Consider the following 14,214-nt stretch of genomic DNA (forward strand, 5'->3'; position numbering starts at 1 on the left):
TCCCGACTCCCGACTCCCGACTCCCGACTCCCGACTCCCGACTCCCGACTCCCTTTGCAAAAGCCTGAGCCCAAACCCCTAAGCCATGAATTTTTTGTCAGAATACTAGAGTTGAATGGTTAAGTCAGTAAAGGTAGTAAGCATGGACACGGTCCGCGAGTTGCATAAACAGCTAATCAACAAAGAACGCTCAGCTGTAGAAATCACCCAAGAAGCCCTAGATAAGATTCAAGCCCTAGAGCCTCAAGTCCAAAGCTTCCTCCACATCACCTCAGACTATGCTTTAGAACAGGCCAGTCAAGTAGATGCGAAAATCGCAGCTGGTGAAGAGCTCCCGACTTTAGCCGGTATACCCATTGGCATCAAAGACAATATGTGTACCCAAGGGATTCCGACCACCTGCGGCTCCCGGATTCTGGCCAAGTTTGTCCCACCCTACGAGTCAACAGTGACCCAAAAACTCAAAGATACTGGGGCAGTAATGGTAGGTAAAACCAACTTGGATGAATTTGCCATGGGGAGTTCTACGGAAAACTCTGCTTTTCAACTTACTAAAAACCCTTGGAATTTATCCCATGTCCCCGGGGGTTCCTCCGGCGGCTCAGCGGCAGCCGTAGCTTCTGGGGAATGTCCCATTGCTCTGGGTTCTGATACCGGTGGTTCTATTCGTCAACCGGCTTCTTACTGTGGAGTAGTTGGCATGAAACCGACCTATGGGTTAGTATCGCGCTATGGTTTAGTGGCATTTGCGTCGTCCTTAGATCAAATTGGACCATTTGCTCGCACTGTAGAAGATGCGGCTATTTTACTGAATGCGATCGCAGGATATGACCCCAATGACGCTACCAGCCTCAAAGTAGACATTCCCGACTACACCCAATTCCTGAAACCAGACCTAAAATCTAACGGTAAAGTTAAGATTGGCATTATTACAGAAACCTTTGGAGAAGGCTTAGACCCAGTAGTAGAGAAAGCAGTCACTAAAGCCATTGATCAGCTCAAAGACTTAGGTGCTGAGATTCAGGAAATTTCCTGTGCTCGATTCCGGTATGGTTTGCCTTGCTACTACATTATTGCTCCGTCAGAAGCATCAGCCAATCTAGCTCGCTACGATGGGGTTAAATATGGCTTACGGGCATCAGATGCTGACAATCTCCTTTCTATGTACACCAAAACCCGTGCTGAAGGGTTCGGTCCAGAAGTCAAGCGCCGGATTATGCTAGGAACCTATGCCCTATCCGCTGGTTACTATGATGCCTATTATCTCAAAGCCCAAAAAGTTCGTACTCTGATTAAACAGGATTTTGAGGCAGCCTTTGACAAGGTCGATGTGCTAGTCTGTCCTACAGCTCCCTCCACAGCGTTTAAAGCTGGGGAAAAGACAGAAGACCCTTTAAGTATGTATCTGACTGACCTGATGACTATTCCAGTTAATCTGGCTGGGTTACCAGGGATGAGTATACCCTGTGGCTTTGATGAACAGGGATTACCCATTGGGATGCAGTTGATTAGTAATGTATTGCGGGAAGACCAGCTATTCCAAGTAGGTTATGCTTATGAAAAAGCAACCGAATGGCATCTAAGTCAACCGGTTTTGAAGGATGAAGGATGAAGTATCAAGATAATTGATTATGTTGATTGTTGCAGGATTTATAGCGATCGCTTACGCCTTAGTTTGTACCTCCGTGTTGCTGTTGCAACATAGGCTAATGTTTTGTCCTGCCTCAGTGATTGAAAATACACCAGCTGACTTTGGTTTGCCTTACGAAGAGGTTTGGTTACCCATATCCAATCAGGATAAAGTTGAGAAAATCCATAGCTGGTGGATTCCCTCTGACTCACCAGAAAGTAAGGTGATGCTATATCTGCACGGTAATGCCTCTAATATTGGGGGATATCTTGAAATAGCCCAACGGTTAAATCAGGTCGGTTTATCCCTGCTGCTGATTGACTACCGAGGCTATGGTCGCAGCGAGGGGAAATTTCCTAGGGAATCCCAAGTTTATCAAGATGCTCAAGTGGCTTGGGATTATCTAGTCCAACAACGAGGCATCAATCCCCAAGATATTTTTGTCTATGGTCATTCCTTAGGGGGAGCAATCGCGATTGATCTAGCGGTGCGTAACCCAGAAATGGCAGGCTTGATTTCGGAAGGCTCATTTACTTCCATGCGGGATATGGCAGATTATGAGAGAAAATATGGTTTCTTGCCGATCGATCTTCTGCTTACCCAGCGGTTTGACTCAATTAGTAAAATTAAGTCACTCCAAACACCTATATTCTTAATCCATGGCATTAATGATACGACGGTGCCTGCTAGGATGAGTCAAGTCTTGTTCGATGCTGCTACAGTTCCTAAACAGCTTTGGCTAGTTCCTGATGCAGCTCACAATAATTTGACAACTGTTGCTACTTCCGAATATCAGCAGAAAATTCGGGAATTTGTCAAACAGGTTTATGCAGAAAAAGCTATAGCTTAGGGTTATAGTATAAGCGCGCTATATTTGTTTAGCGCTATAGTATTGAAGGGTTTTTTCTAATCCCGCCATAAAGCAATACCCCCCAATAACCCAGCGACATTGGGCACTACTTTTACATTGGGGGGTAGCTCAAAGTTAATTTTTTTGGCTTCACCACCACCAATGTAAAGGTAATTATAATTAAACAAACGCTCCAGGCATGCGATCGCTTTTTTAAGACGATTATTCCATTTCTTCTTACCATCTTTCTCTAAGGCCGCTCGCCCCAACTGTTCTTCGTAGGTTTCCCCTTTACGAAAAGGATGGTGTCCCATTTCTAGATTTGGCACCAGCTTGCCATCCACAAATAAAGCAGAACCAAACCCTGTGCCTAGGGTAATCGTCAATTCCACTCCCTTGCCAGTAATTGCTCCTAATCCTTGCACATCGGCATCATTAGCTACTCGCACCGGTTTGCCTAAGCGTTGAGATAGGGTAGTAGCCAGATCAAATCCCTGCCAATCAGGATCAAGGTTTACCGCTGTATAGGTTATCCCATTGCGCACCACTCCAGGAAATCCCACCGATACCCGTTCAAAATTCCCTTGTCCGAGTGCTAGGGATGCGATCGCATGAATAATAGCATCCGGCTTAGGAGGTTGGGGTGTTTCTAAGCGACTACGTTGGGTGATGGGATTACCCACTTCATCTAATACCATCACCTTAACGCCACTGCCACCAATATCTACGGTAAGGGTATGCATTGGGCTATTGTTTTGATTCATCAGGTATTTTGGTCCAGGGTTTACTGTCAACAGTCAACAGTCAACAGTCAACAGTCAACGGTCAACAGTCAACGGTCAACGGTCAACGGTCAACAGTCAACAGTCAACGGTCAACAAGAAACAAAAAACATTATCGATTCAAACGATCTAACTTATGCTTGTAATAGTTTTTGCCTAGCACGTTCAGCACGAGCTGGAGCACTAGCCATTACCTCTGCCATCTTTTCAAGTATTTCTCCTGGGTAATTTTCTAAAACCCTGGTAGACATAGAAATACGACCTTTGCCTTCATCCAAGTTAATAATCATTACCTGGATCACTTGACCGATTTCAAACACCTTGGAGAGGTCTTCAACGAAATTTTGGCTTACTTGCTTAATGTGTAGCAAACCATTGGTTTGATTAAAGTCCACAAACACACCAAAGGGCTTGATCGCAGCTACTTTACCTTCCACTAATTGTCCCACTTCTAGCTCAGAGAAAGTAGCAGCACGCAAAGCTTCCCGCTGAGAAAGCACTAGCTTCTTGCGATCGCGGTCAGCTTCTAGGAAAGTGACTGTTAGTTTCTGACCAATCAAGGAATCTAGATTGTCGTGCTGACTCAAGTGCGATCGCGGAATGAATCCCCGCAATCCGCGCACATCCACGGTGACACCACCTTTATTCACTCCAGAAACCCGGACATCTAATGATTTTCCATTCTCTTGGAGTTCAACTAACCCATCCCAAACCTGCTTAATCTCCAGCTGACGCCGGGAAAGGGTAACTTGACCATCGGCATTCTGCTCCCGAATAATCAGGAAATCCATTTCCTCATTCAAGGGCAGTACTTCCGACCAATCGAGATCCAATTCTAAGGAAACTTCACTAATTGGTAGATAAGCCAGGGACTTACCACCGATGTCTACATAAGCACCATCGGTTTCGTAGTTATGTACTCTGCCATGAACCACCTGTCCCTGTTTAAACTCATAGTCGTATTCTTCTAGGGCTTGAGCAAAATCATCCATAGAAAAGGATGAATTGCTGGTGGTCGAAGAGGTGGATTTTGAATTCATGATAATTAACGGTTTACAATCAGTAATGATTTCTGATATGGGATCAGCTGCTTAAAAAGTTGGGTTCCGGTGACAGTTTAGTCAAGTTTTTCCCTAAACAGCTGCAAAACCTTAGCCCACGCATCAGTAGCTGCTTTTTCATTGTAGCTAGCCCGTTGGTCACAGAAAAATCCGTGGTCTGCGCCATCGTAACGGAAAATACGATAATTAATTTTATTTTTCTCAAGAGCAGCTTCAATCTGATCAACCTCTTCTGCTGGAATGCTAGCATCTTCCATCCCAAAGAAACCATAGAGTGTACCGTTAATCTCTGGTGTGCGAGTAATAGTTGGTTCACCACCGCCAGGAGTCATGGTAGTAATCCCAGCGCCATAAAACGAAGCAGTAGCTTTAATATCGGGTAAGGTAGCAGCCAGATAGGCAACATGACCCCCGAAACAAAAGCCAATAGAGCCGATGGGGTTATCTTGCACAGGGGTTTGACTCCTCAGGTAATCGATCGCCCCGAGTATGTCTCCTAGGAGTTCCGCTGCTCTGGTTTGTGCTTTGTATTCCTTGCCAATCTTAATGTCTTCAGTGGTGTAACCTGTCTCAAAACCTGGGGCAAGGCGTTGATAGAGTGCGGGAGCGATCGCAACATAGCCTTCTTTGGCAAACCGTTCTGTGATATCCCGGATATGACCATTCACCCCAAAAATTTCTTGCAGCACCACAATTCCAGGAAGAGGTGTTTCTGCCACCGGCATTGCCAGGTAAGCTGCTATGTCTAGATCACCATTGACCACCTTGAGGGTAATGGTACGAATTTCCCTATGTGTCATAATCGATTTGGAAGGATGTGAAGCTATTGCTTGGCAGTTATAGATGCTAAGCTAAAGGTTTTCTTGGCTTTCTGAATTCAGCGCCAATTCTCCAGCAGTAGCTTAACTCTAGATTATACCTGTATTTAGGAAATAAATAATAAGTTAATTAACTAGCTTACTTAATTGGATAGTTCAGTATAGTCGAGAGTATAACTTTAAATTTAATTGATTTTTATTGATTTTTATAAATTGGTTATTTGGGAGCTAACTTCGTTATAAGTAGCTGATTTTTAAGCTATCAGCTATCAGCTGTCAGCGCTCAGCGCTCAGCTGATAGGTATCCGATAAGGCTCTACAGATGGTGCTACTTGAGATGGTATAAGCTATCAGGATATGCGCTACAGATGGTGCTACTTGAGATGGTATAAGCTATCAGCTGACGGCACCTCAAGCAGCGTGGGCGTAGCGCATATCCTTACTACCGAGACTTTAAATTCGATAAAATCTAGAACGATTAAATTATCCAAAATCTTAGTTTAAGCTGACCGCACCTCAAGTAGCGTGAGCTTTTAGCTCACGGTTGACAGTTGAATCATTACATTCTAGCTGAAGTGGATAGCAAAATTTGACCCAAAAGTTTAAACTATAAAATTTACCATATAATGGTAGGAAACAGGGGATTTTGGAGACTCTGTAATGGTTCAGTATCATATTCAACAAGATAGTGAAATACCTGCCTCGAAGCAGCTATTTGACCAAATTCAGTTTGCGATCGCATCCCGACAATATCCCCCAGGACATAAATTGCCCAGTACTCGTCAGCTAGCGATGGAGACGGGTTTGCACCGCAATACCATTAGCAAGGTATATCGGCAGTTAGAAGAAACAGGACTAGTAGAGTCCCATGCTGGTTCAGGCATTTATGTTAAGGCACAGGGTCATGAAGGGGGTAATCGACATCAGGCTGGCTTTCTTAACCAGTTTTCCCCCGAAGCTTACAAGGTTGTTCAAGATAGCCTCAATCAACTTCTCGGACAAGGTTGCTCCCTTAACCAAGCTAGGGAACTATTTTTGTCGGAGATTGACTGGCGGTTAAAGTGTAGCGCTAGGGTACTGGTGACTGTAGAGTCACGAGATATTGGTGCTGGAGAATTGATGGTGCAAGAGTTAGAACAATCCTTGGGAATCCCGGTGCAGTTGGTGCCAATGGAAGAACTCTCGGACGTTTTGGATCAAACTCAGTCGGCTACAGTAGTTACTAGTCGCTATTTTATCGGTAAAGCAGAAGCGATTGTTGCCCCTAAATCTGTTCGTGTTATCCCCGTTGATATTTATGACTATGAACCAGAACTTAAGCTAATTAAGAATCTCTCCAAAGGTAGCCGTTTAGGAGTGGTTAGCATCAGTTCTGGGATTTTAAAAGTGGTAGAAATTATTGTCCATAGTCTACGGGGAGATGAGTTGTTAGTGATGACGGCTCAGATCAAGGACAAGTACAAACTAAAAGCGTTAGTTCGCAGTTCCCAGATAATTATTAGCGATCAGGCAAGTTATCAAACTGTTAAAGATGCAATTTTAGCTGCTCGTGAAGATATTATTCGACCACCCAAGGTGATCCGTTGTGAAAACTATATTGGTAGCAAATCGATTAATCTGCTCAAACGGGAACTGGGTTTGGGTTAATTTAGTGTGATGGGATTCAAGCTATGGAATATCATTGGTTATACCGCTAAATATAAAAAGCTCTTGTACAGTAAACCGTTTTCTAACATTACTCGCTAAATTAGGTAGTTTAAATTAACTGCTTTAACTTAACTATAGCAATCCATTCTTGGTAAAATCACTGGACTTTTTAAAAACTAGCTCCAAATCTCGTCCCTTCTGCCTTCTAGCTTCTGCGGTAAGCATTTAGCGGTTAGCTTAAGCGCTACGCGCACGCTACGCGAACAGCTACCTATCAGCTAATGCGCTACGGCGACGCTACGGGAGCAGGTATTGAATAAAACAGGTAAGCATTGCAATAATGCTGAGTTACTTCAGCTGACCGCACCTCAAGTAGGGTGAGCTAAAAACTCACGGCTGACCGCTGATAGCTGAATACTTAGGCTTAAGTTCTGGTACCTAAGGTTATATATTAATCTGTAACACTTAAGCTTATCATATCTAGGTGATGTCTGACAGCAATATTAAAAACCTAGCTGGATTAGTGTGAAAAATATTTATCTAAAGTAAAATTTCTCTAGGGTTGACAGTTCTTTGGTTGGATAACAGGCAACCGAAATTTACTGCCAACAATAAGATAAGTAAACATCAACGGCTCGACCCGATCAGTCCAGCAAGGGTATCCCTAGGTACATCATATGAAGAACACGAATTCTGGTGTAGGAGTGCAAATTGATCAAGACCCTCAAACTTTCCCATCACCACTTAAACCAGTAGTAGAACTTAACTCGAACCTTAGCCATTCCCCTTCTATCGAGCAAATCGTGGCAGAGGCTCATAGTCACAAAGCTTCTGACATTCATATTCGAGTGGGACAAGTCCCCAGATTTAGGATTCGGGGCAAGATGTATGTGGCTAAACGTCATAACAAGGTGACACTGGAAGTCTTTGAGGCATACCTCAATGAGATTCTCACTCCCGTTCAGAGGAAGCAGTTTGCTGAAACCAAAGAACTGGATACTGCTATTTTTTACCCTGGCTTAGTGCGCTGTCGGGTCAATTGTTTTGACTCCCTAAACGGGGGAGCTATTGTGCTGCGATTAATCAGCCTTGATGTTCCTTCAATCGATGATTTAACTCTACCGCAAGTTTTCAAAAAAATAGTTAGCAGGGGTCAGGGAATTATTTTAGTTACCGGTCCGACAGGCTCAGGTAAATCAACGACTCTTGCGACTATGATTCGCCATCTCAATGAAACAGAGTACAAACATATTGTTACCATTGAAGACCCGGTTGAATATGTCCACCGCTCCCGAAAGTGCCTGATTAGTCAGCGAGAAGTGGGATTGCACACCCATCAGTTTCACCACGCTCTGCGGTCTGTGTTACGGGAGGATCCAGATGTGATTCTAATTGGGGAAATGCGCGATCGCATCACAGTTGATACAGCCCTACAAGCTGCCCAAACCGGTCATCTGGTCTTTGGTACTCTACACACTCGCAATGCTATCAGCAGTATTAACCGTCTGTTGACTCTCTACAATCCTGATGAACAGGCCGCGATCCGCATCCAGATTGCTGAGTCCCTGTTGGCAGTTATTGCCCAACTCTTAGTACCAACCACCGATAAGGGTCGGATTGCGGTTCATGACATTTTAATCAATACCCCAACTGTACAGGATTACTTGCTTAAGGGAGAAGATGTGGATGTGTTCCGACTGATGGAAACTGAAACCATTGAAGGAATGCAAGTGATGAATCAGGCTCTCTACAACTACCTAATTGATAAAAAAATCACAGCCAAGGAAGCCCTTAAAGCGTCTCCTGATCCCCAGGCTTTGATACGCCAGATGCGCACTGGTGGTATCGATGCTTCTGCCTCGGCTCGTGATTGGATGAATGAAGCTTGAATTAAGAATTAAGAATTAAGAATTAAGAATTAAGAATGCAGAATGCAGAATGAAGAATTAAGAATGGTGAATTCTAAATCCAAAATCCATAATGGTGAATTCTAAATTCTAAATTACCAATTCTACATTACCAATTCTACATTCTACATTCTTAATTCTACATTCCTGAATCCTTACCTTTTACCTTGCTTCGCCAACTTCTTCTTAGACAACTTCCGCAAACGAACTGACTGAGGTGTAATCTCCACCAGTTCATCGGGTCCAATATACTCCAAAGCCCGTTCCAAACTCATCTCCACTGGGGCTTGTAACTGCACTAATTCATCCCCAGTGGCGGAACGATGGTTAGTTAACTGCTTAGTTTTACAGACATTGAGGTCTAAGTCCTGAGGACGATTGTGTTCCCCAATAATCATGTTTTTGTAAACCTTGGTGCCTGGTTTAATAAAGAATACACCACGGTCTTCTCCATTTTTCAGGGCATAGAAGGTAGCCATCCCTTCTTCAAAGGCTACAATTACTCCATTGCGGCGAGTTTCTAATTCCCCAGTCATAGGACGATATTCTAGGAAGCTATGATTCATGATCCCTTCACCTTTGGTCAGGCGAAGGAAGTCTCCCCGGAAACCGACTAAGCCACGGGCAGGAATCACAAAATCGATTTGGGTGCGACCATTGGCACCCACTTGCATATCTTGCATTTCCCCTTTGCGCTGTCCCAAACGCTCGATACAGCTACCCACCGCTTCTTCTGGTACATCTAGCACTAGATATTCAAAGGGTTCACAAGGTTGACCATTAACTTCCCGGTAGATTACTTGGGGTTGGGAAACTTGGAATTCATATCCTTGGCGACGCATGGTTTCGATTAGAATACCCAGGTGTAGCTCTCCACGACCAGATACTAGGAATTTATCGGGGGAGTCAGTGGGTTCTACCCGTAGTGCTACGTTTGTTTCTAATTCTCGGAATAAGCGATCGCGTAATTGTCGCGACGTTACAAAGTCCCCTTCCTTACCCGCAAAGGGCGAATCATTCACGCAGAAGGTCATTTGCAAGGTAGGCTCATCTACCTTAATTAGGGGTAAGGCTTGGGGTTCATTGGGACAAGTAATGGTTTCACCAATATTGGCATCAGCAAACCCAGCTACTGCCACGATATAACCAGCTGATGCTTCTTGTAGGTCAACTCGCTTGAGTCCTTCAAATCCCATCAACTTGGTAACTTTTGCCTGAACTATGTCCCCAGTATCCTTAACTAAAGCAGCTTGTTGACTGGCCTTAATCGTTCCGTTGTGAATTCTGCCAATCACAATGCGACCTAGGTACTCGGAATAGTCCAAGGTGGTGACTTGTAGTTGTAGCGGCTTGGTAGGGTCTCCTACTGGTGGCGGGACATGATGCAAAATCGCTTCAAACAGTGGTTGCATATCTACCGCTTCTGCGTCCAAATCTTCTTTGGCGTAGCCTTGTAGACCGGAGGCAAATAGGTAGGGAAACTCACACTGGTCATCGTCTGCTCCTAATTCTAGGAACAGATCCAGGACTTTGTCTATGGCACCATAAGGGTCCGCTTGGGGTCGGTCAATTTTATTGACCACTACAATCGGGCGCAGTCCTTTTTCCAAAGCTTTTTTCAGGACAAATCGGGTTTGAGGCATTGGTCCTTCATTTGCATCCACAATTAGGATGCAGCCATCCACCATACCCAATACCCGCTCTACTTCTCCACCAAAGTCAGCGTGACCAGGAGTATCAACAATATTAATTAGGATGTCTTTGTACCGAACGGCGGTATTCTTAGAAAGAATAGTAATACCCCGCTCCCGCTCTAAATCGTTGGAGTCCATGACGCAGTCTGGAACGTCTTCCCCTTCGCGGAAGATACCGGATTGCTTGAGTAGAGCGTCAACTAGGGTAGTTTTGCCGTGATCGACGTGAGCGATAATAGCAACGTTGCGAATTGGGAGAGTCATACCAGCGCCTGGAAATAGGTAGCAGCAGTTACAATTTTTTCTAAAGATTTCTTAATAATTCTAGCTTACCTTGGGAAGACCCGAAGAAAAATAGCTGGTGTTCCACTTGTAGCATCCGGCTAAGCTAAACCTATGTATAGCAAAGGGAGTAGGGAGTAGGGAGTAGGGAGTAGGGAATCGGGAATCGGGAATCGGGAATCGGGAGTAGGGAGTAGGGAGTAGGGAATATGGCATCAAAAATTATCACAATTCCTACACGGACCCCTATCAAACTATGCCGTCTTGATAGGTGTGCGTTCGCGAAGCGGTTCCAAAGGAACATCGCGTAGCGTGACCATTCGCGTAGCGTGGCCCAAAGGCCAAGGTCAATCTTTGCTGCTAGTTCCATCAGTTGTGGCTTACCTGTTACTGTAGAGTTACTGGATCACTCGTGAATTGATTAACGGCTGACACTGGTAAGCGATCGCGTTTCCGTGGATACCTTCTTCTGGCTTTCAACCGGGGGCTGAGCAGGTGCTGACTCGTTCTCAGCCTTCAAACGCAGAGTAAAGGATTTATCAACATAGATACCTTTGGAATCAGTGCGACGGACAATCACGGTATGGCTAGTATCTCCGTTGAAATCCATCAAGGTTTGCTCAGTAAGCTCCAGTTTATTCTCCCTTAACATAAACCGCCCGCCAGCATCATCAATTAATGAGTAGGTATACCGTTCTCCTGTTTTTGGGTTAGTCGGGGATAGGATACCAACTACAGTTCCTGGTTTCATCTGCTCAGGGATACCTTGATCACCTTGGTCAGACTCTTGGGCTGTTCGGCGGACATTTTCCTGACTTGTGCTGGTATGTTGCTGATGGTTTTCGTCAGCTGAGCTAGCGTTTTGAGGAAGGCGATACAGGTCAGTAAAGTCAGTAAAGAAGTGCTTGAGAGGTTCAATCCGACCCTGAGCTGCTTCAACTTCCACTAACTCATTGTTGGTCAATTCTTGAATAACCGAGGATATAGACGGGTGGGTAAAACTGTAAAGACCTTTGGCAGAAGATTCCAAATATTCCAAAACAGCTGATAAAGATAGATTAGTTTCACCGCTCGATGGTGATGATTGTTTAAATTTAATCTGTTCTAAGGGCAAGAACAAAGTAGAGGATTTAGCTAAGTTTAGCTTAGCTATATTTACCTGACTATCTTCAAATTGTATCGGTAAACTATTAGGGCTTGTTAACCCTGGGCTGGTGAACAGAAGTAGACCATACTTCCCTAAGGTTAAGTCTTGATTTGTTTGGTATACAGTTTTTTGGTCTACATTTTCCTCTATGGCAACCGTTTCAGAGACCGTTTCAGGGGTTGACGATTGCTCTATCTCGCTCTCACTGATAGTAGTTAGCAAATCATCTGAATAGATGCTTGATTCGCTATCTTCTATGGGCAAAATAATAGTCTCAGGTTGCCCTGTTTTTGTAGAGGATTTTCCTATCCTCAGCCGAATTGGGAGCCGTTTATAGTTTATCTGCAGCGCAATTACTCCCCATCCACTAAGAGATACCACTGCCCAGCCAAATAACCATAGGTATAGTGGTTCATTGGATAGGGAGTCCAAGGGGGTTGAACGAACAGATTGATTACCTAAGAAAGACTCTGATGTTGAAATAAAAGTATCCTGGCCTTCCCCTCTAGTTTCTGGCTGATTTGGGGAAATCTCGCTCAACTCTCTCTCTTGAGCAGATAAGAATTCTGAGTGCAATTGTTGTATAGTTATCCAGGTTATTGGTCCAACTATACCATCCGCATTTAACCCTAGTGCTTGCTGGAATGTAGAGACAGCAGCAAAGGTATTGGAACCGTAGACACCATCCACTGGCTGTTGGTAGTATCCCAACTGTTGCAGTAGAGTTTGTAGTCTAGTCACAACTTCCCCTTGGCTACCCAAACGCAGTGTTGGGGGCAAGGCTATCTCTTGTGAAGACTGTCCCTGGAGTGTTTTGAGATTACTGAATCGAGAGTCTTGAGCCAATGCGATCGCATCTGGAGCAGTGATGCTATTGGGGGGTTTCCCCAGCCGAGGGGATTGCTTGGGTTTCTGAGTAGGAGTGCAGATAATGCTTTTACTGTAGTCAAGACTAGCAGTAGCATTTTTGCAGTGGCTGTAGGCTAGTAGTAGGAGAGTAGAGGGGTCAGGCATATAGCGTTTGTATCTAAGTTGTAAACACAGTTCTTGCTTTAAAAGGCATGCATGCAAGAGGAATCCCCGCTAGCCCCGCTTAATAAGGGGGGGAGGTAAGAGGGGAAAGAGATCGGGAGTTTTATTCGACAATAAAAAAAGACCTCCTAGGTTTACATCTGATGGAGAAACGCTATAGACAGCACTTTAGTCTAGTAAGCTTTGCAGAATTTATTTTGTGAACCCGGATATTTTGGTGAGGAGATTTGTAAAGTTTTGTAAACTATGGTAAAGGGAGCAGGGAACAGCGGATCTGGGAACAGGGAGTAGGTAATAAGGAAAAAATCTCTGTACCTCATAGTTATTAAAAACGCTATATAGCCATTTTCTCTCCCATGAGCTACAAAGGTATCTCCCTAAATCATCCTTACAAAGGGGGAGTTTGAGGTTGATAACCGTACCTCATAAATTCAATAAACGCTATAATTAAATATTATTAATTATCAAAGTATAGCCTTCAAAATTAAAAAAGCTTTTTCTATCAGACTATAGCCGTTTAGACTCTAATCAGGTACACATTATTTTTACCCTCTTACATTTTATGAATTCACTGCTTGCTGCTCTCTGTTTCCTGCTCCCTTTGCTATAGATTATCCCTATTCACTATCTGGAGTTGAAAAAGGAGATGGAACAGTTGGCGTTGGTGACAGTGACGGCTGCTGATCTATTCTAAAAAATCTTTGTATCGGCTCGTTAAATATCCCATTACCGAATAATCCTAGCACTGCCGCAACCAAAGCTAAAAAAACTATAATCACCTTTTCGCCCATATATCTCCGCTGTTAGGGTCAGCGAATTTGATAGTATTACGTTTCCCTTTTCCGATTTTATTTGTAGTAATAGTTTTGCTGTTATTAACACTGCCTCTATTTTTGTTGTAGGAATTGTTGATAAAATCGCCACCCAATTAAAAACCGCTATATTATAACACGTTATTGCTAAAATATCATTTAACTGTGCCACTTGTCGAAGTGACCTAATTTCAAAACAGCTCGAAAATCTATCATGGTAGAAAATACTCTAGTGTGCAATCTCTACCATCTACATAAAAGACACACTTGTGCAATCGACACAAGATCAGACCAGGCTGCATTTAAACCAAAAACTGCATTCTACCAATAGTTTTGCTCAATAGTTTGGGAATTCTTAGAGCAATTCCTAACAGTTATGCCAAAGGGATGGCATAATGTCACCTTTGTAATTATGTATATAGATCCCCCCTAACCCCCCTTAAAAAAGGGGGGAATTAGATTCAAAAGTCCCCCTTACTAAGGGGGATTTAGGGGCAATAGATCCCCCCTAACCCCCCTTAAAAAAGGGGGGAATTAGATTCAAAAGTCCCC

The 14,214-nt window shown here is 43.9% G+C and carries 10 protein-coding genes; 4 read left to right on the top strand and 6 right to left on the bottom strand.

All coding sequences use genetic code 11. The features are described from left to right. The first annotated feature begins 142 nt into the window (after positions 1-142). Both gatA and AC4II3_RS21005 read left to right on the top strand, forming a co-directional pair. Positions 143-1,612, top strand: a complete 1,470-nt coding sequence (gene gatA, locus AC4II3_RS21000) for an Asp-tRNA(Asn)/Glu-tRNA(Gln) amidotransferase subunit GatA (protein WP_488010561.1) — start codon at positions 143-145, stop codon at positions 1,610-1,612. Between the two features lie 19 nt (positions 1,613-1,631). Next, positions 1,632-2,480: an alpha/beta hydrolase gene (locus tag AC4II3_RS21005; RefSeq protein ID WP_488010559.1), complete on the top strand. Its 849-nt coding sequence runs from the start codon at positions 1,632-1,634 to the stop codon at positions 2,478-2,480. Between the two features lie 56 nt (positions 2,481-2,536). Here AC4II3_RS21005 and AC4II3_RS21010 read toward each other — a convergent pair whose 3' ends face one another. The 3 genes from AC4II3_RS21010 to AC4II3_RS21020 all read right to left on the bottom strand — a co-directional run bounded on the left by AC4II3_RS21010 (position 2,537) and on the right by AC4II3_RS21020 (position 5,123). Then, on the bottom strand, positions 2,537-3,244 hold the full coding sequence (locus AC4II3_RS21010) for an ROK family protein (RefSeq protein ID WP_488010557.1): 708 nt from the start codon (positions 3,242-3,244) through the stop codon (positions 2,537-2,539). 152 nt (positions 3,245-3,396) lie between these two features. Continuing rightward, on the bottom strand, positions 3,397-4,302 hold the full coding sequence (locus AC4II3_RS21015) for a S1 RNA-binding domain-containing protein (RefSeq protein ID WP_488010555.1): 906 nt from the start codon (positions 4,300-4,302) through the stop codon (positions 3,397-3,399). A 77-nt stretch (positions 4,303-4,379) separates the two neighbouring features. Continuing rightward, entirely contained in the window at positions 4,380-5,123 is a 744-nt protein-coding gene (locus tag AC4II3_RS21020; protein WP_488010553.1) for a dienelactone hydrolase family protein, read from the bottom strand. A 678-nt stretch (positions 5,124-5,801) separates the two neighbouring features. Here AC4II3_RS21020 and AC4II3_RS21025 point away from each other — a divergent pair. Together AC4II3_RS21025 and AC4II3_RS21030 are read left to right on the top strand one after the other, a co-directional pair. Then, positions 5,802-6,788, top strand: coding sequence for a GntR family transcriptional regulator (locus AC4II3_RS21025; RefSeq protein ID WP_488010551.1), 987 nt, complete (start codon positions 5,802-5,804; stop codon positions 6,786-6,788). 677 nt (positions 6,789-7,465) lie between these two features. Beyond that, the gene (locus AC4II3_RS21030; RefSeq protein WP_488010549.1) at positions 7,466-8,677 is read left to right on the top strand and encodes a type IV pilus twitching motility protein PilT; all 1,212 of its coding nucleotides are present in this window, start codon (positions 7,466-7,468) and stop codon (positions 8,675-8,677) included. A gap of 173 nt (positions 8,678-8,850) precedes the next feature. Here AC4II3_RS21030 and typA read toward each other — a convergent pair whose 3' ends face one another. From typA to AC4II3_RS21045, 3 genes are all read right to left on the bottom strand, one after another. Next, positions 8,851-10,653 carry a translational GTPase TypA gene (gene typA, locus AC4II3_RS21035; RefSeq protein WP_488010547.1) on the bottom strand — a complete coding sequence of 601 codons (1,803 nt, stop codon included), beginning with the start codon at positions 10,651-10,653 and terminating at the stop codon, positions 8,851-8,853. Between the two features lie 130 nt (positions 10,654-10,783). Then, positions 10,784-11,041 (bottom strand): hypothetical protein, encoded by a 258-nt coding sequence (locus tag AC4II3_RS21040; RefSeq protein WP_488010545.1) that lies wholly within the window; start codon positions 11,039-11,041, stop codon positions 10,784-10,786. A 51-nt stretch (positions 11,042-11,092) separates the two neighbouring features. Continuing rightward, entirely contained in the window at positions 11,093-12,889 is a 1,797-nt protein-coding gene (locus tag AC4II3_RS21045) for a peptidoglycan-binding domain-containing protein (RefSeq protein ID WP_490722881.1), read from the bottom strand. Positions 12,890-14,214: the final 1,325 nt, after the last annotated feature.

It is taken from the genome of Moorena sp. (genome assembly GCF_982860115.1).